Here is a 24267-nt window from a genome sequence, read left to right as displayed (position 1 = left end):
CATGAACACACCCAACGCCCGAAGCACCTCACCCTCCCCCGCCCTTCGCCGGTTGTCCGACGTGACGTGGGCGTGGATGCATGACAGCAGCGCCTGGGGTTACAGCAACGCTGGGCTGATCGCCTCCCAGGGCCAGGCGTTGTTGGTGGATACGCAGTTCACCTTGGGTGCCACGCGTCAACTTCTCACCGCGGTCGAGGAGGTATGCCCGCTCGATGCCGTGGGCACGGTCGTCTCCACACACCAAAACGGCGACCACACGTGGGGGAACCAGCTTCTACCCCAGGCAGAGATCATCACCTCTGCGGCGAGCGCCGCTGGTGGCTGCCACGAGATGAGTCCAGATCAGCTCACGCAGCTGTGCCAGTCGCCTGCTGAAGGTAAGGCGTTGGGCTACGTGGTGGAGCACTTCGGGCACTTCGACTTCGCCGGCGTGACGGCGATCCCCCCGACGCGCACGTTCGAGGGGCGCGAGGAGATCAAAGTCGGCAGCGTCGTAGTGGAGTTGATCGACCTGGGCGCCGGTCACAGTGCGGGAGATGTCGCCGTGCATGTGCCGGGCCACCGGGTGGTGTGCGCCGGGGATGCGCTGTTCTCCGGTGGCCACACGATCGTGTGGTCGGGATCAATCAGCGGCTGCATCCGGGCCTGCCAGATATTGCTGGACACCGGGGCTGAGGTGTTCGTGCCAGGGCATGGAACGCTGCTCGACCGTGCCGGTGTTGCTGCTATTCGGGACCAGCTGCGAGCGGTGGCTGACGCTGCGACCTCGTACGCGCAGCGCGGGGTGCCGCTGGCCGACGCGGCCCGCCTGATCAAGGCGGCCCACGCCGACACTTGGGCTCACCCCGAGCGGTTGTTCACGCAGACGGCGGCCGCTTATACAGAAGCGGGCGTCGACGGGGTTCCCTCAGGGACCTGGGCGATGGTCGAAGGGATGGCGTCCTTGACGTCCTGACGGATGCTGGCCGGCATGACCACCATCAGGCGGGTGTTGTTGCTCAGCCTGCCTAGGGCAACGAACTCGACCTCTACCTCTTCCTCCTGGTGCGGCAGGTAGAGGCGCCGGCGGTCCCCATCGGGGTGGGTGACGCTGGTGACGTCATCGTCGAGGATGCGGCGGGCGACCTCGTCCTTCCTGATTTCAGCGCAGACTTCCTTGAGTCGGGCATCATCAGGATGAGCCTTGGCGGAGAGCCGTAGTTGGGACGCCATGGGCTTGGCCCATTTCTCCAACCAGTCTTTGAGTTGCAGCCGAGCTTCGCGGTATGTCAGGGCCCAGATCATGACGTTGACGCCGTGAAGCATCCACGGGTAGTCGCGAGCCGCCTGTTCGTTGAAGGCGCGTATGTCCCACCGGTGGTCGAAGGTGTAAGCGGGCCAAGGGAGTTCGTGGACGATCGCAGCGACGACGGGATCGATGGTGCTGAGGTCAGGGTGGCGACGCGGCGGAGGCGCGAAGCCGTAGACCTCCAACCACAGGTGGGTCTGTTGCGCCTCGTCCAAGTCCAGGACACGGGAGACGCTTTTCAGGAAGTCGGTGCCAACGTTGTCGAGTTGACCGCGTTCGAGCTTGCCGTAGTAGCCCTCAGTGACTCCGGTCAGGTCCGCCATGTCTCTTTGGGTCAGCCCCTTGCGTTGGCGTGAGCCGTAGCGGGCGGTGAAGCCGGGCATGGCGCGTGGGTCGCGCTGTTCGCGCCAGGTCTTGAGCATGCGGGTGATGGGCGGCAGGTTACTCGCCATGGAAAACCAGGACCCTCCTGGGTAAAAAGAAGGAAAAGTACTAGGAGACCCTAACGCACTTTGCACACCTGTCTGACTTGAAGTCACCTGTCGCTCAAAGCAGACATATGCGCATGTAAATTCCTAAATCACTCCCTCGTGCTCGCAGTAACGCGCACTGCCAGTACCGGTTCCACGGCTATCGGAACACCCACTTCCGACCTAACAAGGCGAATTTCGGGCAACGTAGGCAACAGTCGCCGAGGGACGCCACCCGGCGGCCGACACATCCCGCAACCTCGCCTCATCAGGCTCACGGCTGCGGGTGCATCATCGACCACGCAAGGGGATCCAGGGATGAGCATCATCGTCACCGGCGGCAATCGAGGCATCGGGAACGCCATAGCCACCGAGCTTGCAGAAGCCGGGCACGATGTGGCCATCACCTACCGCTCCGGGGTGCCGCCGCTGCACTCCTACCGGCCGGGTGAAGAACGCTGCGACAATCGGTTCCTTGCTGTGCAGTGCGACGTGACCGACGCCGAGCAAATCGATGCAGCGTTCCGCCAGGTGGAGACGGAGCTCGGCCCCGTCACTGGCGTCGTCTCGAATGCGGGGATTACCCGCGATGGGCTGCTGGCCCGCATGAGCGAGGACGACTTCACCACGGTGTTGGACACGAACCTGGTCGCCTCCTACCGCGTCGCCAAGCGCGCCCTGCGCAGCATGATGCGGGCCAAGACCGGGCGCATGGTGTTCATTTCGTCCGCGGTCGCTATGCGGGGGGAGGCCGGCCAGGTCAACTACGCGGCCTCGAAGGCCGGTTTGGTCGGCCTGGCGCGCTCCATCGCTCGCGAGTACGGGTCTCGGGGCATCACCGCCAACGTCGTCGCGCCTGGGCTGACTGCCACCGACATGGCCGCAGCTCTGTCTGAGGAGCGCATCAAGGCCATGGCCGACCAGATCCCGCTGGGGCGCCTGGGGCAGCCTGAGGAGGTTGCGCGTGCGGTGCGGTTCCTCATTGATGAGGGCTCGTACGTGACCGGTGCGGTCATTCCGGTGGACGGCGGTGCGGGGATGGGGCATTAGCGGGTGGACTTCAACTACGCGACTTTCTTGGGGAATACGGGGGATTGCTGGCACACCACCACCTGCGAGGGCGGTCCACCTGTACGCGACGGGCGGCGATCGACTCACGTTCTTCGAGTACAAGGGGGCGGGAGTGATCGACGTTGAACGGATCTTGGCGCTGGCGCAGCAGCCGGCCCGGGTGAGCCCCAGCCCTGAACGCGACGCGGCTCGCATGGCTGCGTTGGCCGGGGTCGAGAGCACCCCTCTTGCCCTGGTGGCCTGGTCGGCGGCGCGGTGCGCGGAGGGGGCGCACCGCGCCACGGAAGACCAGGACGAGGAGGGTGCGGCGCGGGTGTGCGCCACGTGCCCGATCCAACCTGACTGCTTCTCCGTACCGGAGGGCAGCGCCCCGGTTGTCGTGCGCGCCTGGCGGGAGCGCAGAGGCGGGGAGTAGGAGAGGGACGCCGGTGGGCGCCGAGGATATCTCGGCGCCCACCGGCGTTTCCGCGCGTCAACCCCCTATAGGGCCGTGGTCGAGGTCACTTTGGCGGGGGTTGCGGGGAGTGGACACCCCCCTCTTCCATAGTAGAATTAATGCATGAAGTGAGGGAGAAAGAAGCCCTCACCACCACCTCCTGGAGCCCGAAGTGCAGCGCGTCCTCAAGATGAGCCAGATCCACCGCAACCCGCGCCAGCCGCGCGAGTACTTCAACGAGGACGCGCTCAAGGAACTGGCCAACTCGATCGACAAGTACGGCCTCATGCAGGCCATCGAGGTCCGCCCCGACAACGAGAAGAGCGGCTACGAGATCGTCTCCGGCGAGCGCCGCTGGCGCGCCCACCAGATCCTCGGCCGCACCAAGATCCGCGTCAACATCACTTCCGAGAAGAACGAACTGCAGCGGTTCAAGCGGTCCATGTCCGAGAACGTCAACCGCGAGGACATGACCCCCTTCGAGGAGGCCCACGGCTACCAGCGCATCCTCGACGAGGAGAAAGGCGCAACCATCGAGTCCGTGGCAGCTGACTTCGGCAAGACCACCACCTACGTCAAGCTGCGCCTGGCGCTGCTCGACCTGCGCGTAGAGGTCCAGCAGCTCGTTCAGGACGGCAAGATCGGCACGCAGGCGGCCGTGCAGATCGCCGCGCTCAACCTGGCCAACCAGGGTTCTGTGTTCTCGAAGTTCGTGCGCGGCGAGTTCGCCTCCGACAACGAGATCGTGCACTTCGCCTACGCGATGAAGCAGCAGCAGGACCAGGCCGTCCTCATGGTCGTCGAGGAGATGACCGAGGAGCAGCGCCGTGAGAAGGCGAGCGCGCAGAAGAAGACCCGCACCACGCTCGACAAGATCGAGCAGGTCCGGGAACTCCTCGACGAGATCACCCGAACCGAGCCGATGAAGCTCGCCGAGAACCTGGAGACCCAGGTCGGGGCGCGCCTTGCGCAGTTGGACCGCATCGCGGAGTCGCTGACGAAGGCCCGCTTCCAGCTCAAGCAGGCCAAGGCGCACGCCGAGGCCCGCGAGCTGGTCTCCGTCAACCCGGAGGCCATCAGTCAGCCCGAGGCGCAGCCTGAGTAGCTGTTGTCTTTTCGATCTTGAGCAGTGCTGGTCGAACTCGGGTTCCCGGTTGGGTGATCCTGCCGTGGCGAGAGCATGAAGGTAGGGCCTCCTGAACAGCTCGTGGGTGTCGAATCCATAGAGCATCAGGAGGCCCCGGTGCCGCAGTCTTCCGTGTCGTTGGCCGGGCAGTCCAACTCGGCTGCTCTGTCGTGTGATTGCCTCGCGCACGTGTACGGCAACGCGGCTGACCGATCCGAGCGGCGGCGCCGGTATCCGACGGACATGACGGACGCGGAGTGGGCGGCCATCCGGCCACTGCTGCCGGTGCCGGGCTGGATGCGTGGCCGGGGCGGTCGGCCAGAGGCGTACTGTCATAGGACGATGCTGGACGCGGTTCGCTATCTCGTGGACAACGGCATCAAGTGGCGCGCGATGCCGGCCGACTTCCCGCCGTGGGACCGTGTGTATGCGTTCTTCCGTCGCTGGCGCGACCACGTGCTGGTCACGGAGTTCCACGACCGGCTGCGGGATCGCCTGCGCGAGACATTGGGCCGGGATGCCGAGCCGACCGCCGGGGTGATCGACTCGCAGTCGGTCAAGGCGGACGCTGTCGTCGGCTCGGACAGTCGCGGCTTTGACGGCGGGAAGCTGATCAACGGGCGCAAGCGGCACGTCGTGCTCGACACGCTCGGGCTTGTGCTCGGCGTGATGGTCACCGCCGCGGACACCGGCGACCGCGCCGCCGCCCAGGTGCTGCTTGAGCAGGTGACCGCCGCGCACCACCGGCTGGCCCTGGTCTGGGCTGACGGCGGCTACACCGGCAGCCTCGTCGAGTACTGCCTGGCCGCGCTGGCCCTGGTGCTGGCGATCGTCAAGCGCAGCGATGACATGCGTGGCTTCGTGGTGTTGCCCAAGCGGTGGATCGTCGAGCGCCTCTTCGCCCACCTGATGCGCACCCGCCGCCTGGTGCGCGACTTCGAGCGGCGCACCACCAGCGCCGAGGCGATGGTCTACTGGTCGATGATCCTGCTCATGACCCGTCGCCTGGCGAGGCCACGCCCTGCGCGAGGGTGAAACGGCCCGGCGCCGGCTCGGCCAGCCAGCCGCGCGCGACCAGGCGTTTCGCCTTCGACCGTAGTGCCTCCACCCGCGCCGGCACCACGTCCATGCCGAACGCTTGGGTCATCTCCTGGCAGGTCAGCGGCCCTTGGCCGAGCCGGTGCCGGTCCGTGAGAGTCTGCAGGATGCGCTGGTAGTCCACGGACAGCGCCGACCAGGCCAGCCCCTGATGCCACACCGGCACCTGCGACTTTGCCTTCGCCGCATCCCGGGGCGTCGGCGGCGCGTCCGCATTCTGTGGATCCGGGGTGACCTCCATGCCGGCGATGCTGCCGCCATCCGGAGCCAGCACCGTATCGACCCGCCTGCGAGCGATCACCCACTCCTGCCATTCCACCTCGGCCGCGGCGAGTTCGGCCTGGATGCGGTCGGCCTCCTCACGCAGCCCGTCGACTCGACGGCGAGCGGCGGCCTCTTGCTGTTCCAGCAGTCCGACGACCGACGGCATCCACAACCTCCCAAGGAGCAATGACACGACACGCCACCACTCCCACCGGACCGCCACTGCTATGCCCGACCAGCGAAAACGCCGTCCTCAAGCGCGAAAAGACAACAGCTTCTAAGGCCAAGCGGCGGGCACGAAGGAAGAGAGCAACATCTGGCACAGTTCACGTCACGAGCCTGGATGGCATGGGCCCAGATGCCATCGCCCGCGAGGTCGCACTGCGGATAACCGGCGCCCTACCTCCCCAGCGTAGTCGCCGTGTTCACTCGGGAGCTCAGCGGAACTTGGCTGCGCCATCGTCCCCAGAGGCTACTGGTGCTGCTGGCATCCCGAGCGTTCACGCGGCAGTGGAGACCTGGGTGACAGAGGAGACCGGTGGTCAGGCGACCGTACGCGCCGACGAATATCTGGCCGGGGGCACGCCCGTCTACCTTGGCAATGCCGTATACGGGGTCATCCGGCCGGACCCTGATCAAGTCGACTGGCACCGATGGCCCGGACGCAGGAACTGGGTGCTATTCGTTACCAGCCGGGATGAGCTCAAGCACATCGCCGCTGCTGCCCCGAACGGAGTCCGCATCATCAAGTTGGAGTAGCTTCTGCGACACGATCACCAGGCTGCGGGGCACGCGCAGCCCAAGTGGGCGCCTCTCACCTCGATCCTCCACCAGGGGAGCGAGCTTTACGGCTGCCAGGTATGAGCGGGCAGCTCGTCAGCGAGCGTTGAGAAGAACCGCTGGTCACGCCACGCGCCCAGGTTCCCGATGACGAACAGTCGGCGTTTGGCCCTGCTGACGGCGACATTCAGGAGGTTGGGTCGTGAGGCAGCCCAAGAACGAGCGCCGGGGCGTCGCGGATCGCTGCCGAGCACCAGAACCACCACGTCGGCCTCTTTGCCCTGGGTCGTATGAATTGTTCCGATTCGTGAATCTGGCAGCAGGCCACGGCAGGCACGCTGCGTGCCTCGCACAACAGCCCGGAACGGGCTGATGACGTAGACGTCTTGGGCGAGGTCGACACCGCCGTCGTCACGCAGCTTCTCCAAGACCCGGCGTAGTGCGCGGCCTTCTTCAGGAATCCAGTGCCCGTCTGCTTCGGTGGCTTCTACGTTCACCCAGCAGCTGCGGGGCCCGTAGCGGTAGTCGCCGCGGTCAGGGGTCCCGTAGACCATGAGGTTGTCGTAGGCGATGGCGTTGCTGATGCCGAACATGGGGTTGTCGCAGCGTCGGTGGACGCGTAGTGGGCTGCCCACCCAGACCTCCTGGGCCCCGTCGGGTAGTTCAGCGGGCAGCAGAGTGCCGTAGCGGTTGGTGCGGTCGGCAAGCTGCTGGACTGAGGTGCGGCTGGGGGTCCATTCCTCGTCGACGCCCATCTCGTCGCCCAGAGTCCGCTGTGCGGTCCAGGGCAAGACCACGACTGGTTCGAGCTGCAGCGGGTCACCCACCACTACAGTGCGGGCGGCGCGCCACATGCCGCCAACGGCCATCTGCCCGGTGGCTTGTCCGGCCTCGTCGATGAACAGCCAGCCCAGCGCCTCCGGCCCCAGTCGGCCGAAGACCCGGTCCAGGGAGGCGAACGTGGTCGAGACGACGGGGACGAGGAGGAACAGGCTCTGCCACGCGGCCTTCACATGCTCCGGGAATACGGTCTTCGGGACCGCGCCGGCCACGGCGTCCATGGCTGCCATGAGGTTGGCGTACATGGTGCGGGCGGTGCACCGCAGGAACGCCTCATGGAGTTCCATCGCGGCGAGGAACAGCTCGGCCCGGGCCCGGGAGATCTCCTCATCGCCCCAGGGAGCGGCGAGTTCACGCGTGGTGTCGTTGTGGAGCCATCCTTCCTGCGGAACATGACCGGCCCAGTTGGAGTGCGCCTGTGCGACGGTCTGCTCCAGCGCCTCCAAGGAGGATTTCGCCGCAGTCTGCCGGTGCCGACAAGATGCAAGGTTGTGCTCCGCCTCAGCGACGGCTTGCTCGGCGCCGAACAGGGCGGCAGCCGCCGCGTCACGGACGCCTCGGGCCGTGTCCACATGACCGGCGAGGTCTTGGTCGCGACGGTGCCAGTCCCGCGCCGCCCGCCCCAGCGTGCTCAGGCTCACGACGAATCCGGGACGCCGTCGAGCATGGCCATCCAGCATCTGCTGTGCCTCTTGGAGCACAGCCTCGGCGCTTTGCAGAGCTGTTGCCGCACCGGCCACCTGTCCCTGGGCTTGGCTCACGCGAACCTTGCTGTCCGCGAGGGCTTGCTCGGCTGCCCGAAGGTCGGCACTCGCGGCGGTCACCTGCCCGAGAGCTGTTGCCGCGGCCACACGCTCGGCCTGCAACTGCTCCACCTGGGTCTGAGCCTGGCGGAACCGTTCCTTTGCTTCCCGCCACACCCCGCTGTGTGGCTGCCGGCCCCATTCACGCAGCAGGTGCGCGATGCCCTGCTCGCTGTCGACCCAGGCATCCCGGTTGCGTGGAGGCCGGCCGTTCGGTGGGGGTGGCGCTTTTTCGTCAGTGATCTTGTATTTGCCGTGCCAGAACCGGTTGATGAACTCCATCCGGTTTTTCTTGTTGCCCAACCGGGCCGCGATCGCGCCCCAGGCCGGGGCGCCTTTGAGGAGCCGGGTGGCCTGCTCGGCGAAGTAGTCGGCGTCGTCGCACCACAGGTCGCCGAGCGCCGCGCGAGCGGGGATCTCGGTGGAAATGTTCTCCACTGCTCCGTTGTTGGCCGAGGCGACCACCATCTCGAAACCGGTGAACTCCGGCTTCAGCGCGGTGACCGTGCGAGTGTAATCGCCGCTTTGCCACCGGTACGGCTCCCCGTCGGCGAACGCCATGGAGGGCATCCGCAGCTTGGCCAGACGACGGGCGCGCTCGACGATCACAGCGGCGAAGCAGTCGCGCAGCATCGTCGTCTTGCCAGTGCCGGGCGGGCCGTTCACCGCGAACAGGCCGCTGGAGTCCGACAGTTGAGCCATGATGGTGTTCACCGCGAACTGCTGGCTGAGAGCGAGCGGATGCTTCGGGTTCGCTGGCCAACGACCCATCGGGGTGCGCTTGGGTGCTACCGCGTCCAGAGCGATCTGCGGCTGCTCCCGCAGGTCGGCCCGCCACGCGGAATTCACCTGTGCCCCCGGCGTCAGATAGGCAGCCAGCCCCGCCCCGGGCTCCTGCGTCTGCAAAGCGCGCGAGACCAGGTCTAGGTCGGCCGCGAAGAAGCTGTTGAGGAAGTCTTGCTGATCGGCGTCATCGGCCTGCTTCTGCCGTACCGCCACGCTCCGCACCCGGATCTCACCCGGGCGCAGAGCATCCGTCACGCCCCAGGCTTGGCTGAGGTCCTGCACGAAGCCCAGCAGGTCCTTGGTGGTCAGGCGCCACAGGCCGACTTTGTCCTCCTCGCCGTCGTCATCGGCGCCGGGGGGATCGCTCGCCTCGAAGCTGGGGAGCTCTTCAACCAGTTCCTCGCCCAGGTCGGCTGTGCGGGCGAGCCACGCCGTTTCCTCCTCGTCGAACCCGTCCAGCCATCCTGTGCGGGCGGGCCCCGGCCACACGGCACGGCCTGTGGCCCAAGCACATGTAGACAGGACCGGAGAGTCGAGGAGCAGTCGGCCCTCGTCGTTGACGGTCAAGGCGAACAGGGCGCTCTCGCCATCCATCCGACCGTCGTGGTCTTCTTCGTTCTCCCCGAAGACTTCCAGAAGCACATCGCGCACCGCCCGCAGCGTGTACGCACCGCCGTACACCACGTGCTGCCACACAAATCCCGGATCCAGTGGCACCGACCGCAGGGGGTGGCCGTCCTCCCATGGCAGCGGCCTGTCCTCTGCCGCGGCGTACACCCGCTCGCGTGCCGACACGGCAGGAATCCGCTGCGGACTGAACAGCTCCACCGCACGCCAGTAGCCTACGATCCGAGCCCGCCGCTGCCGCTCAGCTACCACAATGCCCCCAACTCACACGGCCGCTTGCCGCCACCTTACGCACCCCATCGGCACGGCTGTCCCAGGGATCCACCGGATTCGACCGCGGCAGGCACCGAAACTTGCAGTCCCTCTTCCGATGTGCGAGGGGAAGGCCCCGGGCCCATGCGGAGTCCTCCATGAGGCGGGCTCTCGAAGACCTTGTCGACGCCGGCGAAATCGCCGTCTGCTTGAAGAACTGCGGAGTCGGTGTCAGATCGGCGTAGCGGTCGAAGTAGCCGAGCTTGAACACCTTGGCCCCGGACTCGGCCGCCCTCCGCCCTGCCTGAGGTGGGTGGTTACTGTGGGCTTCAGGGCTTCTTCCTCGGTCCTGGATGTCTAGGGAGCAAGAGACCGACGAAGCGCGTGCATACAGCGGTTACAAGGGGCATTTAGGTGCTGGGTAGGCGCGCTGGTACGGAACCAAACGCGTACGCACGGCATATAGCGATGCGCGACGAGCCGACTGTGCGGCGGGCAGAGGCGAAAGTGCGCCATCATGCGGGAGGGCCTCGGGGTAATGGCCGGCGTGTGGCGTCGGTGGCCGAGAAAGCATCGACCGAGACTGAGACAGCGGACGACTGAAACGACGGACGGGAAATGGCACGGGATTACGACAGCCAGCTGCTGGAGTCAGTCGCGGTCCGCCGACGCAGGATGCGGGACGCCCTGTTGTTCGGCGTGCAGCGGGGCCGACGCACGGCCGACGAGCGACTCGGGAAGGTGTTCGCCGGGATCGCCATCACGGCTGTCCTGTGCGCGGGATGCGTGGGATGGTCGTTCCTCCAGCACACGCTGGCCAAGCAGAAGGCCGAGCAGGAGAAGCAGCAACGTCAGGTGCAGCAGTACGAGCAACCGACAAAGTCGGCGAAATCGTAGAATCTCGCAGATCCAGAACGTTTGCCGTATTCATCGCGAAATGTGCGATGACTTCCCGTAACGGAAGCAGAGTTCCCTGAAACGGGGCAGGCGGGGGCTGGCAGGATAGGTACGTCCGATTGACCCAAGAGTCCTCAACACCGATAGGTTCCCGTAAGTGGTGAGCAGAGCAACGTCTTCCCAGGCGCAACTAAGCCGAGTGACCTTGGTCGGCGAGCGACGCCGGGCCGACATCGTCCTGCTCTCCGACACCCCGATTGGGCAGCTACTCCCGGACGTCCTTCAACTGCTGGACGACCGGCCTGCGTCGCAGCCGATGACCCGGCAGTTGATGACGTCCGACGGGTCCGTCCTGCCGCACGACAGCACGCTGGCGTCGGCCGGGATCACCGACGGCGCTGTACTCCGGCTCGTCAGGATGCACTCTGCGCCGCCCGCCCCGGTGGTGCACGATGTCACTGACCAGGTGGCTGACGATCTTGATGTGCGGGCTTGGCGCTGGCGTCCTGCTGCGCGCCGGGCCAGCGCGGGCGTAGCGTCCATCGCCTTCATGGTGGTCGCTGCGCTGCTCGCTCGCAGTGAGTTCGAGCTCGGTGCCCTGGCCGGTGTTCTGGCAGCTGTCACGGTCGTGCTTGTGGTTGCTGGTGCGCTCGTCGCCAAGATCGGGCGCGGTAACCGGGGCCTGGCAACGGCGCTCCTGCTTGCCTCCGGTGGGCTTGGGATTCTGTCCGCGTGGACGGTCGCTGATGCGTACGGCTGGCCGGGAGCGGCGCGACTCGCTGCGGTTGCGGGTGCCCTGGTGGTGACGCTTACGTTCCTCGGATTCTTTTCGCCGCTCGGTAAGGGCGGGCTCGTCGGCGCTGCGACGACCGGCGTGCTCGCCCTCGCATGGGAGGTCGTTGCCGCCGTTCAGAGTGATCCGTCCCGGCTCGGCGCGGTGATGGCAGTCGTCTCGCTGGTGCTGCTGGGCGTGCTGCCGCGGCTTGCTCTGATGGCGTCAGGGCTCACCGCGCTCGACGATGGCCGTGCGGGTGGGGTCTCTGTCAGCCGATACCAGGTGGGCACCGCGCTGGCGGCGACGCACCGCGGTCTTGCCCTATCGACGATCGTCACCGCGCTCTCGGCGACCTTCGCCGGCTGGCTGCTCACCGGGGCCGAGAAGCCGACCGTGTGGACCGTGGCCTTGGCATCGCTCGTGATCGTCGTGCTGGTGTCGAGGGCGCGGGCTTTCCCGCTGGTCGCCGAGGTCGTGGGGCTCCTCGCCGCGGCGTCGTGTCTCGTCGTGCGCCTGGTGGTGTTGTGGATGGAGCATGCAGGAGGCGCTGGGCCGCTCGTCGTGCTGTGCGTGGCAGCGGTGCTGCCGCTGCTGGTCTTGGCCGTGGAGCTGCCCGAGCATGTGCAGGTGCGGCTGCGGCGCGTGGCCGATCTGGTCGAATCCGTGGGCATGGTGGGACTCTTCCCGCTCACCTTCGGTGTGTTCGGTGTCTACGGGCAGCTCCTCAACCAGTTCTGAGCCAATGTGCAGGCGCTCCCGGGCGGGGCAGCAGGGTAGGGATGAAAGGCAGGCATGCCGAACGGAAACGACTGGCAGGGCGATGTACTGCGAGACCTGACAGGCGGCGCCCAGCCGGGTACGCACAGGCCCAGCGAGCAGGCCTATCGCAGTTCCGCGCAGAGTCCAGGTCTGCCGACACAGAGTTCCGCGGCGCCGGACAGTCCCTATGGGGGTGGTGCGCCTCAGCGCGAAGGTGTCTCGTACCAGGAGCACCAGTACGGGGAGCAGCAGGCGGGCTATCCAAGCGGCTGGCCGCAGCACGCTGGGCGCCAGGAGCAGCCGACTCCGGCCGCCTCCCCTCAACAACCCCGGCCGCACAACCTCCCCGGATCCCAGCCGGTTGTGGACGACAGGCTGGTCGGCGTGGTGCGCCGCAAGCCGCAGCACGGTGAGTCGTTCGCTGCGCGTGCCGTACGTGCTGTCCGCGGTGCGCTTTCTTCCTCGGCCGCGCGTGAAGTAGCCGTGGTCACCCAGATCGCCGGGGTGCTCCAGCAGCCTGTGACGACAGGTCGACAGATCGCCGTCACCTCCATCCGGGGCGGCGCCGGGAAGTCCACCGTCGCCGCGCTGCTCGGCACCACGTTCGCGCACTACCGCCAGGACCCGGTCCTCTTCCTGGAAGCCGATCCTGCGCTGGGCTCGCTGCCGCAGCGGTTGGGTGCCCAGACGCTGCGCTGGACCACCAGCGATGTCGCCGAGATCGTCAAGCCGGACATGTCGCTGCTCGACGTCACCGGCTATCTCGTCCAGCTCCCCAACAACGCCTGGCTGCTGCCCGCGAGCCTGGGCCAGATCGGTGCGATGCTGGACAGCGCAGCGTACGAGCAGGCCGTGGTGGCGCTGCGGCGCTACTTCGGTGTGATGGTCATCGACTGCGAGACGCTGCCCGCCGAAGTCGCCCGGGTCGCTCTCGCCTCCGCCCATGGCCGCGTTCTGACCACCCCGGCCACGCCGGAAGGCATCACCAGCACGTACTCCGTGCTGCAGTGGATGCAGGGGTTGCCCCGGCACGTGATCGCCGGCACCGTCGTCGTGCTCACCGAATTGGTGCCTCACCAAGGAGTTGACCTCGACGGGGCCGCCCAGCAACTCAAGTCCACCGGGGCAAGTGTCCAGGTCCTGCCGTACGACCGGCACCTGGCGGCCGGCGGCCCGGTCCACACCGAGTTCCTCGCTCCACCGACCAGGCAAGCCGCCGCGCGCATTGCCGCGGATGTCTTCCAGCTCTCCCAGAAGCGTTACTGACCCGATGCCGTGCCCGATCGTGAATGACGGACGACGATGAGTACCCGAATGATCCACCGCCCGGCCAGGACCACTAGGCCCCCAGCCGCCTCCGAGGCGCGCATCATCGAGGCCCCGCCCAACCTCCCAGAGGGGAAGGCGGGCAACATCGCGATGTCGCTGCTGCCCGTCGCCGGCGTCATGTCGTCGGTGGTGATGATGACGGTCGTGCGCAACAGCCAGTTCGCCGGGCTCGGCGCGATCATCCTCGTCGTCACCGTCATCGGATCCGTCGCGCTGGTCTTCTCACAGCGTGGCAAGGCCCAGCGCACCCGCCGCACCCAGCGCGAGGCATACCTCGCCTACCTGGAGGATCTGCGCGAGGAGCTTTCCGCTGACGAGCGGGGGCGGCGCGAGCGCGCCGAGGTCCTCAACCCGCCGCCGCCCGCCCTCTATGACATCGTGCGCGACCCGGCGCGGCTGTGGGAGCGTCGGCGCACCGACGGCGACTTCCTGCGGGTGCGGGTGGGCACCGGCGAGATGCCGGTGCGCGACATGCAGATTGCCCAGCAGGGTTCGTCGGTCCTCACCCCGCCTGATCGGTTCATGCTCAATGAGGCGTCGGCGCTGATGGGCCGCTTCCGCACCGGCACCGATCTGCCGCTGACCGTTCCGCTCGACCGCGTGGGCAACGTCAGCGTCATCGGACCGCGCGAGGACTGCCTGCGCGTCGCACGTGCCCTGCTGGTCCAGGCCGCCGCGATGCACGCCCCGGATGATGCGGCAATGGCGCTCGCGGCGCCTGGGGATCGGCTCTCCGATTGGGAGTGGGCCAAGTGGCTGCCGCACCTCCTCGACGCCGAGCAGCTCGATGGCCCGGTCGCTGCCCGCCGCATTGCGCCCTCCACTCCTCAGCTCGCCCGGCAGCTCGGCCCGGAACTGCGCCGCCGCGCCTCCTACGCAGCCGAGGTACGCCGCGGTCTGTCCGGCAACGACGCCCTGTCGATGACCTCCAGGCTGCTTGTCGTCGCCGATGGTCACGGCGAGGACGCCGTCGACCTGCCGCGGCCCGACGAGGCGGTCGGCCTGCGGGACATGGGGGTCACCGTTCTGCATCTGCTGGAACAGCGGGTGCAGGAGCCGGGGCATGTCGGCGTCCGGATCACCGTCGACGGCAACCAGGTGATCATCGAGGATCTGCGCGGGCCCGAGCCGATCGGCGCCCACGGCACCGCGGATGAGGTGAGCATCCCGTTCGCCGAGGGCCTGGCCCGAATGCTGGCGCCGCTGCGCCTGTCCGCAGAGTCGCTCGCCGACGCCCCCCTGACCGGGCCAGTCGATTTCGCCGACCTGCTCGGCCTCGACGACGTGGCCAGGCTCGACCTCACTCAGCTGTGGGCGCCCCGGAGCGAGCGCGCTTTCCTCCGCGTGCCCATCGGCATCAACGACGCCCACGAACCGGTGCTGCTGGACCTGAAGGAGTCTTCCGAGCTGGGCATGGGCCCGCACGGCCTGTGCGTCGGTGCGACCGGCTCGGGCAAGTCCGAGCTCCTGCGCACCATCGTCCTCGCCCTGGTCGCCACGCACCCACCCGAAGACCTGGCCCTGGTCCTAGTCGACTACAAGGGTGGTGCGACCTTCGCGCCGTTCGCCAACCTGCCGCACGTGGCTGGCGTCATCACCAACCTGGAGAACCAGGCGGGCCTGGTCGAGCGCGTCCACGCCTCCCTCGCCGGCGAGGTCAAGCGCCGCCAGCAGGTTCTCAAGGACGCAGGCAACATCGCCGACATCGGCCACTACACCGCACTGCGCACCCACGGGCGGCCCGACCTGGAGGCGCTGCCGCACCTGTTCGTGGTCATCGACGAGTTCGGTGAACTGCTCACTGCCAAACCGGACTTCATCGACCTGTTCCTGTCCATCGGCCGCATCGGCCGCTCCATCGGCGTCCACCTGCTGCTGTCCAGCCAACGCATCGAGGGCGGCCAGCTCAAGGGTCTGGACACCTACCTCTCCTACCGGCTCGGCCTGCGGACGTTCTCTGCGGATGAGTCCCGCACGGTCCTGGACACCACGGACGCCTTCCACCTTCCGCCGCTGCCTGGCTTCGGCTATCTCAAGGTCGACACCAGCCACTACGACCGTTTCAAGGCAAGCTACGTCTCGGGCGCCTACCGCGGCCCCGTGCAACGCGAGGAGGACGAGGACACCGGGCCCCTCGCCCTCCCCTACGACACCTTCAACACCCTTACCACTGCCGAGGATTCGGGTGAGCAGGAGCAGGTGGTGCGGCGCCGGGAGATGGGGCCGACCGAACTGGGCGTCATAGTCGAGCAACTGGCCAACGCCTCCGGCGCTGCGCGCCGCATCTGGCTGCCCCCGCTGCCCGACGCGCTCACCTTGGACAAGGTCGCAGGCCCCCTGGACGTCGGCGCCCGCGGCACGCAGCTGGCCGCGCGCCGCGGCCCGCTCGAAGTCCCGCTCGGCCTCCTTGACGACCCCACCCGACAGTGGCAGGGCCAGTGGTACCTGGACCTCACCGTGGCCGGTGGCCACGCCGCCGTCATCGGCGGCCCGCAGTCCGGCAAGACCACCCTCCTGCGAACCGTCGTTCTCTCCCTCGCGCTGACCCACACCCCACGCGAGGTTGGCATCTACGGCCTCGACCTCGTCGGCGGCGGTCTCCACGCCCTGGCGGGCCTTCCACACGTGGGCGGCATCGCGGGCCGCGCCGATCGCGAGCGCGCCGCACGCACGGTCGAGGAAGTACGGTCCATGCTCGCGGCCCGGGAGGACCTCTTCCGGGAGCATGGCATCGACTCCCTCGCCCAGCTGCGCGACCTGCACATGGCAGGCCGGCTGCCCCAGCTGGCCTCCGCCGAGATCGTGCTCGTCATCGACGGCTTCGGCGCGTTGCGCGACGACTTCGAGGAGCTGGACGACGACGTCGCCGACATCCTCAAACGCGGCGGCGGTTACGGCATCCATGTGGTGGCGGGCATGCTGCGCTGGAACGATGCACGCATCGCCGTCCAGTCCAACTTCGGCACCCGCATCGAACTGCGGCTGAACGACCCCAGCGAATCCTGCATCGACCACAAGCTCGCCGCGACGCTTTCCCCCGACGAGCCCGGCCGCGTCCTGACCGACGGCAAACTCTTCGCACAGGTCGCACTTCCCCGTACCGACGGACTCACCGATGCCGCGGACGTGGGCACCGTTGTGGAGCGATCGGCTCGGACGATCCGGGCCACATGGAGCGGTGAGGTCGCCCAGCCGGTGCGGGTGCTGCCGCACATTCTGGAGCCCCACCTCCTGCCGGGTCCGGTCGCCGAACCCCAGCGCGTGCCCATCGGCCTGGACCAGACGGCGCTCCAGCCTGTTCTGCTCGATCTGTTCCAGCATGACCAGCACCTGTTGATCATGGGCGACAGTGAGTGCGGCAAGACGAACCTGCTCAAGACCATCGCGAGCGGTCTTATCGAGCGGTACAGCGAGGACGAGCTGGTCTTCGCCGTCATGGACCCGCGGCGTAGCTTGCGAGGCGCGATCCCTGAGGAGTTCAACGGGGGCTACGCGTACAACGCCAAGATGTGCGCGGGACTGGCCAACGGTGTCGCTGGCGTACTGGAAAAGCGACTGCCCGATGACAGCGCATCCCTTCAGGACCTGGAGCCTGGCAGCTGGGGCGGCGGCCCGCGCATCGTGGTCCTCGTCGACGACTACGACGTCCTGACCACCGCCGGCCAGGACCCACTGGCCCCGTTCCTGTCCTACATCCCCTCCGCGGTGGACATCGGCCTCCACTTCATCCTGACCCGCCGCGTCGCAGGCGCCTCCCGCGGCCTGTACGAACCTCTCGTACAGGGCCTGCGCGAATCGGGATCCTCTGCCCTCGTCATGGCGGGGGATCGCAGCGAGGGCCAGCTGTTCCCCGGCGTCTACGCCTCCCAACAGCCCCCAGGCCGCGGTGTCCTCATCCGAAGGAGCCACTCCAACCGCCTGATCCAAACCGTGTATTCCCCCTCGTAACGCACCGGGAGCCGTCCCGCGCACGTGACCCACGAGACACCGGCATCGATGCCACAAATGATGAAGGACCAGACGACCCATGACCAAGGACGTCATCGCCCTCACTCCACGGATGCCCGACCCGGGGGCCATGTTCGCCAGCCTGTTCTCCGGGGGCCCGGACAAGCTGGTGGACACGACGGGGGAGGGCGCTGTCGTGCGCCTGTGCGACGGTGAGGGCCGGCCCCTGGTCTCCGTCGAGGCACCACTGCTCGTGCAGGTCCCGGGTGAGGCCGAGCGGCTACTGGGGGCCACCCCACCGCCGGTGCCGTACTGGTGGACCGAAGCCCGCGCCACCACCGGCGTCGAAGAGGCCGAGCAACTCGCGGGCACCTTCGCAGCCCGGCTGGCCGCTTTGGCCGACGGCTCCGCCTGGCCCCCCGAGGCCGCCCGTTCCCTGGCCGTGGTCGCAACCGACGGTATGAGTGTCGCGCCCACCCCGGCCGCCGCGCAGCCTGCCGTCGACGTCCTCACCGACAAGGTCGCCGTGGTCATCCAGGACCGCCCGGTGCTCGCCATGACCGCCTGGCTCTCCGATGCCTTCCGGACCGCCGCCACCGCCGAACTCGGCCTCCAAGTCGTCACCCCGCCGGGAACCACGCTCTCCGCGGCCGCGCGTGACAGCCTCAGCAACTGGCCCTCCCGCTGGGTCGTGCGCGATGAACGCGACGGCTACTACGACGGGTTGACAGGAGCCGTACTGCGCTGGCAGGACGGCATGTTCGCCCCCATACCGTCGGCTGAGGCGCCCGCTGACGATCCGCGTACTCCGGTGGCTGCCTCCTACCAGGAGGTCACGGTTACCGGTGAGCGTCAGCTGGCCGTGACGTTCCGCACTGTCCACCCCGCCAACGAGGACTTGGTGCTCGGTGGCGCGCTGGAGTTGATATGGCGCGAACTGACCGGCGCGCCTCCGGCCGGGTGGGGAACCGCGGAACCGGCCAATCTCCCTTGGTCGCCGCGCCAGATCACCGACCTTGCGCGTGAGAGGGTGCCCGAGCCGACCTGGGTCGTGGTGGTCGGCAGCGCGGGCCGGCCGGGCCTTGCCACGGTGCGGATCAGTCGTACGAAGGCGGGTGTGGAGGAAGACGTCACGCTGATGTTCGGCTACGGCCCAGACGAGGAGCCTCCGGTGGGCGCTCTGCCCAAGGTGGCGGAGCTGCTGGCCACCCGGCACCGCCTGCAGTCGATGCTCGTCCAGCTCCGCAAAGCCCGCCGCGACCTGGCGGTGCCGCCCCGCTTCGAGGGCCCGGGCGTCCCGGTTGCTTTCGTGCTTGGTGCGGAGGAGATTCGCCAGATGCCCGATGACCGTGCCCGGCGTACCCCGCTGTCCCAGCCGCCCGTCTCCCTCGGTCCGAAGTCCCGCCCTGCGATGTACTACCCGTTGCCGGGAGACCCGTCGGACCTGTCGGGCTGGCAGGACTTCGAGCGCCTGATGCGGCATCTCAAGGGCGAATGAGGCCCCTGGTGCGGGGGCGTCGCCTCTCGGCGCTGAGCTGTTGTCACACCTTCGCCATAGCATGGTGTTTACGGATTGCAGCAATGACAACCCGGTTGATAGGCATGTCCGCACACACGATCGTCAAGCCCGCGGGGGGAGCCCGATGAAGTTCGACATGGGAGCGCAGACGCTCTCGACCTTGAGGTCGCAATCGCAGGGATCGAGCACGGAACTGGGGACGTTGATCCACCAGCTCGTCCAGGCAGCCCAGCCGCTTGAGGGCAAGTTCAACGGCGCGGGCAAAGCAGCCTTCGACTCCTTCAAGTCGCACGCGGACGAGATCAGCGCGGAACTGAACAGTGCGCTAGCCGCGATCGTGGGTGGCCAGTCGGGCATGGAGTCGGCCTTCAGCACCGGTGTCCAGGAGCAGGCCGACAACGCCCGGTCGCAGATGTCGGCGGCGAACTTCGACGCGGCCCGCTTCTCGGGCCGCTGACAGCCCGGTTGCGGAAGAAGTACTTGAGACCCCAGGGGGAGTGATTGTGATGGCTGCTGGCATGGACCGCCGCTCGTATGACTCGGGCGCATCGGCGGAGGCACAGGGCAACATCCAGGCGGTGATCGCGCGCCTGGAGCAGGTGATCGCAGCGCGTGACGCGCAGGTGAAGCAGGCGATGGCGGACTTCACGGCCGATGGTGTCGCCGAGGAGTACCACGGCAAGGAAATGCGCTGGAACCGCGCGTCGCAGGAGGTCAAGAACATCGTCCACCTGCTAAAGACGACGCTGGAGAAGAACGACGCCACCGCGCACCAGACGCTCGCGCGCGCGAAGTCCGCGGTCGACAACATCGGCTGAACCGCCCGGCGCATTAGCGGGAGGAGCGTTTCTCCGGAGTGCGCCAACTTGCAGCCGACCGCGGGAAGCGGTGGTGCAGCGCGGGGTGGGGTGGCGGTGATGGTGCAGTAGAGAGAGGAATGCGGGCGTTCATGGCGTCGTGGGACATTCAGCCGCAGGGAGTGCAGGGCCAGTTGAAGGTCGTCGGCACACATGCCGAAGATCTGGGCGACGCCCTCACCACGCTGCTCGCGGACCTGCGGGAGGCAGCCGGGGCGGCGGGCACGGCTGTGCTGGGCTCGCAGGCAGCCACGCTGCCGCATGGGCCCGTGATGGACGGACCCACGCTGAAGGGACCGATGGGCAAGCCCGTGTTGTCGCAGACGTCGACAGGGCCGGTCGCCGCGGCACTGGTTCAGTACGCAGCGCACCGCAACAAGGACTTCACGGCGATGGCCGATCGTTGCCAGGCCGCCGTCCTGGGCGCAGCCAAAGCCACCAACGAGTACGTCCAAGGTGACCTGGAGGCGGCGAAGTACGCCCAAAACGCCGCCCGGAACGTGCAGGTGGATGCGCTCAAGGACTTCGGGGGGAAGCAGAGATGAGCAGCGACGCGCCGGTCGACCCGTCCGAGGTACCGGTCTTCACCGGTGATCTGGACCTTCTCGAAACGAAGGTGAAGTCGCTATCCCATGGTGGCCCCAAGGTCGAGACCGCCGGCTCGGACGTCCACAAGTCCTTCGGCGGCCTGTCCGCCTTCTACAAGGCGCCCGAGGCGGAGCAACTGTTCGGCGTCACCAAACCCGTGGCAGACAAGGCCCACGATGTCGGCCATGACGCCCGTGTCATCGCCGGGGCCCTGGGCACTTACGCCCGTGAAGTAAGGCCCCTTGTCCACCAGCTGCAGCAGCTCAAGCAGGACGCAGCCAATTTCCGCCACAAGGTCGACTCCAGCGACGACGACTGGCGTGAAGACAGCGACCTGACTGACGAGAACCTGGCCCGCCGCAACAAGATCGCTGAGGTCTGGGCCGCGTTCCAGGCAGCCGAACGCGACTGCCACGCCAAGATCGTCGGCCTGGTTGGTGGCCCGGCACTCCACGCCATCGACGCCTCCCACAAGAACGGCTACGGCTACGACGCCGAAACCCTCACACAATCCAAGAGCCTGCCCTGGGGTGACGCGGTGGAGGAATCCGTTCCCTGGTGGAAGGTCTGGGACCACGCCTACGACTTCGGCAAGGGCGTCGTCATCGACGGCGTGTGGGGCTCCATCAAGGGCCTGGGCGCCCTGATCGGCCTCGAAGGCTCGGAGGCCGCCGGACAGGCATGGACGGGCCTGGCCAAGCTCACCACCGGAACTACGATCCTCACCACCATGCCGTTCCTGGCCCCCATGTACTTGATGACACCGGGGCACATGCTCCCCTCCTGGCTGCGGGACTCACGTACCGCGATGCTGGAGACCGGCAAGGCATTCGTGGCCTGGGACCAATGGGAATCCAACGGCTCCCGAGCCGCCGGCGCGGTCTCCTTCAACGTCGTGACCGCGATCCTCACCCGTGGCGGCGGCGCCGCCGTGGAGAGTGCGAGCAAGGCTGGCGTGGCGGTCAGAGCCGTGTCGGTGGCCGGGAAAGTGGGCGAGGTCATCGACCCGATGACCTACGTCTTCAAGGGCGCAGGCGCCGGCATCTCCAAGATCGGCGACGTCATGGCCCACCTCAAGAACGCGGGCCACCTCCAGGTCCCGAAGATCTCCGAAGGCGCCTACAGCCTCCCCGAGGGCGCCGCCAAGCTCACGGACGGCACGGTGCAGCTCCCCAAGGGCACCGCAGTCCCGGACGGGGCAACCAAGCTCCCTCACGACAGAATCAAGCTGCCCGAGGACACCGTCACCCTCCCGCCAAATACGGTGAAGGACCCGGCCACCGGGAAGTACATGAGCGGCAGAGGCGACCTCTACAACGAGGACGGCAGCCTCTTCCAGAAAGCCGAAGACGCCCACAAGGAACAGACCACCACACCGGCCACCGGAGCGGACAACCCGCGGACCGAGACCCCGGTTCGCCAGGAGCAGCCGGTCCTGGCCGGCGTCGGCGGACGCGGCGACGACATCACACGCGTCGGCTCGGACATCTCCGACCCGATGCGTACCGGCGACAATGCAGGCCACGTTGGCACCGGCCCTGCGCACACCGACCCCATGGGCCGTGCCAGCGACCACGGCACCCCGGGCGGCAGCGCAGGCGACCACATGCCTACGAACAGCCACACCCCGGACGGCGGTGGGACCACCCCTCACACGTCGGGCACCGGCGGACTGGACAACTCCACGAGCAGCGCAGGTCACACCGTCGAAACGAGTGGCACGCGCAGTGGCGGCCACGGCCCCGGCCCGTCCATCCCGCATCAGGGCGACGGCCCAGTAGGCATCGGCGCTGGACACGATGTGGTCGGCAGCAGTTCTGCCCATGCTGAACCTCCGGGCGCAGGTAGCGACACGCACACCCCAGCGGGCGACAGCGCCCCGCCACAGCGCGACCCTGCGCCTCGTCCCAGCTTCATGCACGAAGGCGCCAATCCCTATGGCCCTCCTGGTCGGCTCACTCATGAGCAGATCCAAGAAATTCAGGTCTACCGCGCCAATCACGAGCCGGGTTACCGCGAGCACTACTACAGAAAGGACGGAACGCGCAAGGACCTGGACCTGTACGACGAGAGTGGCCACACTCCGCCTCAGCTCGCACGGCTTTCGGAAAACTCCCCGTGGATCCCTGCCAAGCACGCCCCTGAGCCCCCCAAACCCCATTTCTACGACAAGAATTACATCAAAGTGGGGGCGGACACGGTCAACAGCCCGGCCAGGCGTCACATACTGGAAGAGGCTGCGAGGGAGCGCCACTTCGCCGTCCAATACGACAACATCGTGAAGGACTGGAAGGCGGAGGCCGGAGCAGCTCACGAAGCCCATGGCACCGGCGAATCGGCCGCGCAGTGGGGGGAAGCTAAGGGGACATACAAGGAGTCCCACACTGCAATGGGTGATGCCACTGAGGCATTCGGCGAGAAGGCGGCCGAATACCACTACATCGCCGAGAACTACCCGGACTTCGAGAAGCAGACTCTCCTCGGCCCAAAGAATGGCAACGACCAGTTCGACCAGGTGTGGAAGCATGATGATGGTCGAGTGGCCGTCGTCGAGGCCAAAAGTAGCCCTGGTACCGAACTGGGAAGACGTGAACTTCCAAACGGTAGGAAAGTGTCCCAGGGAAGTAGAGAGTACTTCTTCGACATCCTCAAAGCTATGGAAAAGCGAGGCGAGGACGATCTCGTCGACGCTTTGGAAAAGGCCCTCGATGAGGGGAAACTGGAGTACGTCGTCGTCAAGGGCGAGAAAAATTCGGGAACGTATACTGGCTACCAGTACCGGCGATTCGACATCAGCAAGGGGACCCTTCCGTGACCGTCACTGTTGCCCGGCATGAACTCTCGGTAGGACCCGACGCCGAGCGGTTCGCGGAGCGGCTGAATGAACGAGTAGCTAGGCGTATCGGCCGCCTTCAGGAGTCGGCCAACTCGATTGACTTCGCCTTCAGTACCTCTGTCATGGCGCTACACGCTCGCTGCGTCATCGATCCACGCGCGGCGAAGGTGGAGACCTGGGAGGCGACCGTCAACGCAATGCAGCTCGGCTCGGCGCTGTTCGCCGTGACAGGTGCAGGCGAGGGAACTATCCATTGCCGCATCGACCGGAAGACGCGGACCCTTCAGGCCATTGGTCCTCTTTCTTCTGCAGACGCGGGGACTTGGCTGACGGCGTTCTGGTTGGCGGTCATTTGCCGTGAACAGCAGCGGATGACGGAGCTGTGCGAGATTCCCCTTGAGCGCCTGCGCGCGCCGGAGGGGCAGTACGACGAGTACATCTACCAATGGGTGGACGCCCTGCAGACGTACTGGATGCGGCGGCCGGGGCTAGTGGAGAAGCTCACCGCTGCACTCCAGATGTCGCATCCCGACGTGGCGCAGGTCGCCCCGCGGGACCTGCTTCAGGGGGTGCTCTATCCGCCGATCAACCTCTTCTACCACTTCGTGCTCAAAGACGAAGCTGGCTTTAGCCCCGCCTTGGAAGAGGCACTGAAGCTGCACCAGATGTACTGGACGCTGACCGAAGAGCGGCGGACGGACATCGACGGCAGCATCGCCCTGGGCCCTCTCGCGATCGCCTGCCTCGCCTACGACGGAAAGCTCCCGATCGAGGTGGAGTCGGAGTACCTGCCCAAGCACCTCCTGCAGCACAGTTGGCTCGGCGAGTTCCCCACGTGAGGCAGCCGACGCCAGAGGCCGCGAGCGTGCCTTGTCCGAACTACCTCACGGCCGTCATGTCCACAGCGATCGCTTC

Annotated in this window: 19 protein-coding genes; 16 read left to right on the top strand and 3 right to left on the bottom strand. The window is 67.2% G+C overall.

Annotated elements, in window-relative coordinates; all coding sequences use genetic code 11:
• Position 1 precedes the first annotated feature (1 nt).
• On the top strand, positions 2 to 958 hold the full coding sequence (locus ACO0M4_RS12680; protein ID WP_430370009.1) for an MBL fold metallo-hydrolase: 957 nt from the start codon (positions 2 to 4) through the stop codon (positions 956 to 958).
• Here the strand turns inward: ACO0M4_RS12680 and ACO0M4_RS12675 are convergent.
• The gene (locus ACO0M4_RS12675) at positions 880 to 1743 is read right to left on the bottom strand and encodes a helix-turn-helix domain-containing protein (RefSeq protein WP_430370007.1); all 864 of its coding nucleotides are present in this window, start codon (positions 1741 to 1743) and stop codon (positions 880 to 882) included. The genes ACO0M4_RS12680 and ACO0M4_RS12675 overlap by 79 nt on opposite strands.
• Positions 1744 to 2079: 336 nt before the next feature.
• On the opposite strand from ACO0M4_RS12675, the gene fabG reads away from it, so the two are divergent.
• The 4 genes from fabG to ACO0M4_RS12655 all read left to right on the top strand — a co-directional run bounded on the left by fabG (position 2080) and on the right by ACO0M4_RS12655 (position 5429).
• Positions 2080 to 2811, top strand: coding sequence for a 3-oxoacyl-ACP reductase FabG (fabG, locus tag ACO0M4_RS12670; RefSeq protein ID WP_430370005.1), 732 nt, complete (start codon positions 2080 to 2082; stop codon positions 2809 to 2811).
• A 133-nt stretch (positions 2812 to 2944) separates the two neighbouring features.
• A complete protein-coding gene (locus ACO0M4_RS12665; protein WP_430370003.1) occupies positions 2945 to 3247 on the top strand; it encodes a hypothetical protein in 303 nt (100 codons plus the stop codon).
• A gap of 193 nt (positions 3248 to 3440) precedes the next feature.
• Positions 3441 to 4373: a ParB/RepB/Spo0J family partition protein gene (locus tag ACO0M4_RS12660; protein WP_430370001.1), complete on the top strand. Its 933-nt coding sequence runs from the start codon at positions 3441 to 3443 to the stop codon at positions 4371 to 4373.
• 264 nt (positions 4374 to 4637) lie between these two features.
• Positions 4638 to 5429, top strand: coding sequence for an IS5 family transposase (locus ACO0M4_RS12655; protein ID WP_430369999.1), 792 nt, complete (start codon positions 4638 to 4640; stop codon positions 5427 to 5429).
• On the opposite strand, the gene ACO0M4_RS12650 is transcribed toward ACO0M4_RS12655, so the two are convergent.
• A complete protein-coding gene (locus ACO0M4_RS12650) occupies positions 5386 to 5922 on the bottom strand; it encodes a hypothetical protein (protein ID WP_430369027.1) in 537 nt (178 codons plus the stop codon). The genes ACO0M4_RS12655 and ACO0M4_RS12650 overlap by 44 nt on opposite strands.
• Positions 5923 to 6278: 356 nt before the next feature.
• On the opposite strand from ACO0M4_RS12650, the gene ACO0M4_RS12645 reads away from it, so the two are divergent.
• On the top strand, positions 6279 to 6515 hold the full coding sequence (locus ACO0M4_RS12645; RefSeq protein WP_430369997.1) for a hypothetical protein: 237 nt from the start codon (positions 6279 to 6281) through the stop codon (positions 6513 to 6515).
• An 86-nt stretch (positions 6516 to 6601) separates the two neighbouring features.
• Here ACO0M4_RS12645 and ACO0M4_RS12640 read toward each other — a convergent pair whose 3' ends face one another.
• Positions 6602 to 9793, bottom strand: a complete 3192-nt coding sequence (locus ACO0M4_RS12640; RefSeq protein ID WP_430369995.1) for a DEAD/DEAH box helicase — start codon at positions 9791 to 9793, stop codon at positions 6602 to 6604.
• A 669-nt stretch (positions 9794 to 10462) separates the two neighbouring features.
• Between ACO0M4_RS12640 and ACO0M4_RS12635 the strand changes: the two genes are divergently transcribed.
• The 10 genes from ACO0M4_RS12635 (at position 10463) to ACO0M4_RS12590 (ending at position 24191) form a co-directional block, all read left to right on the top strand.
• Entirely contained in the window at positions 10463 to 10741 is a 279-nt protein-coding gene (locus tag ACO0M4_RS12635; protein ID WP_430369993.1) for a hypothetical protein, read from the top strand.
• A gap of 157 nt (positions 10742 to 10898) precedes the next feature.
• Positions 10899 to 12254 (top strand): type VII secretion integral membrane protein EccD, encoded by a 1356-nt coding sequence (eccD, locus tag ACO0M4_RS12630; protein WP_430369991.1) that lies wholly within the window; start codon positions 10899 to 10901, stop codon positions 12252 to 12254.
• A gap of 384 nt (positions 12255 to 12638) precedes the next feature.
• Positions 12639 to 13541 (top strand): MinD/ParA family ATP-binding protein, encoded by a 903-nt coding sequence (locus ACO0M4_RS12625; RefSeq protein ID WP_430369989.1) that lies wholly within the window; start codon positions 12639 to 12641, stop codon positions 13539 to 13541.
• A 36-nt stretch (positions 13542 to 13577) separates the two neighbouring features.
• Positions 13578 to 17552, top strand: coding sequence for a type VII secretion protein EccCa (gene eccCa / locus ACO0M4_RS12620; RefSeq protein ID WP_430369987.1), 3975 nt, complete (start codon positions 13578 to 13580; stop codon positions 17550 to 17552).
• Positions 17553 to 17631: 79 nt separating this feature from the next.
• A complete protein-coding gene (locus tag ACO0M4_RS12615) occupies positions 17632 to 19050 on the top strand; it encodes a DUF6177 family protein (protein ID WP_430369985.1) in 1419 nt (472 codons plus the stop codon).
• Positions 19051 to 19195: 145 nt separating this feature from the next.
• Complete coding sequence (locus ACO0M4_RS12610; protein WP_430369983.1) at positions 19196 to 19528, top strand: hypothetical protein; 333 nt, start codon at positions 19196 to 19198, stop codon at positions 19526 to 19528.
• Between the two features lie 49 nt (positions 19529 to 19577).
• Positions 19578 to 19889 carry a pore-forming ESAT-6 family protein gene (locus ACO0M4_RS12605; RefSeq protein ID WP_430369982.1) on the top strand — a complete coding sequence of 104 codons (312 nt, stop codon included), beginning with the start codon at positions 19578 to 19580 and terminating at the stop codon, positions 19887 to 19889.
• A gap of 131 nt (positions 19890 to 20020) precedes the next feature.
• A complete protein-coding gene (locus tag ACO0M4_RS12600; protein WP_430369981.1) occupies positions 20021 to 20473 on the top strand; it encodes a DUF6507 family protein in 453 nt (150 codons plus the stop codon).
• Positions 20470 to 23331, top strand: a complete 2862-nt coding sequence (locus tag ACO0M4_RS12595; RefSeq protein ID WP_430371430.1) for a hypothetical protein — start codon at positions 20470 to 20472, stop codon at positions 23329 to 23331. The genes ACO0M4_RS12600 and ACO0M4_RS12595 overlap by 4 nt, the downstream gene beginning before the upstream one ends.
• A complete protein-coding gene (locus ACO0M4_RS12590; protein WP_430369980.1) occupies positions 23328 to 24191 on the top strand; it encodes an immunity 49 family protein in 864 nt (287 codons plus the stop codon). The genes ACO0M4_RS12595 and ACO0M4_RS12590 overlap by 4 nt, the downstream gene beginning before the upstream one ends.
• Positions 24192 to 24267 lie beyond the last annotated feature (76 nt).

The sequence above is a fragment of the Streptomyces sp. RGM 3693 genome (assembly GCF_050471125.1).
GTDB lineage: Bacteria > Actinomycetota > Actinomycetes > Streptomycetales > Streptomycetaceae > Streptomyces.
This window is presented reverse-complemented; position numbering and strand designations above follow the sequence as displayed.

Coding starts and splice junctions, on each gene's coding strand:
- ACO0M4_RS12655 (WP_430369999.1), top strand. CDS start 4,638: ATGACGGACGCGGAGTGGGCGGCCATCCGGCCACTGCTGCCGGTGCCG.
- ACO0M4_RS12610 (WP_430369983.1), top strand. CDS start 19,196: ATGAAGTTCGACATGGGAGCGCAGACGCTCTCGACCTTGAGGTCGCAA.
- ACO0M4_RS12615 (WP_430369985.1), top strand. CDS start 17,632: ATGACCAAGGACGTCATCGCCCTCACTCCACGGATGCCCGACCCGGGG.
- ACO0M4_RS12650 (WP_430369027.1), bottom strand. CDS start 5,922: ATGCCGTCGGTCGTCGGACTGCTGGAACAGCAAGAGGCCGCCGCTCGC.
- ACO0M4_RS12605 (WP_430369982.1), top strand. CDS start 19,578: ATGGCTGCTGGCATGGACCGCCGCTCGTATGACTCGGGCGCATCGGCG.
- eccCa (WP_430369987.1), top strand. CDS start 13,578: ATGAGTACCCGAATGATCCACCGCCCGGCCAGGACCACTAGGCCCCCA.
- fabG (WP_430370005.1), top strand. CDS start 2,080: ATGAGCATCATCGTCACCGGCGGCAATCGAGGCATCGGGAACGCCATA.
- ACO0M4_RS12680 (WP_430370009.1), top strand. CDS start 2: ATGAACACACCCAACGCCCGAAGCACCTCACCCTCCCCCGCCCTTCGC.
- ACO0M4_RS12600 (WP_430369981.1), top strand. CDS start 20,021: ATGGCGTCGTGGGACATTCAGCCGCAGGGAGTGCAGGGCCAGTTGAAG.
- ACO0M4_RS12675 (WP_430370007.1), bottom strand. CDS start 1,743: ATGGCGAGTAACCTGCCGCCCATCACCCGCATGCTCAAGACCTGGCGC.
- ACO0M4_RS12595 (WP_430371430.1), top strand. CDS start 20,470: ATGAGCAGCGACGCGCCGGTCGACCCGTCCGAGGTACCGGTCTTCACC.
- ACO0M4_RS12635 (WP_430369993.1), top strand. CDS start 10,463: ATGGCACGGGATTACGACAGCCAGCTGCTGGAGTCAGTCGCGGTCCGC.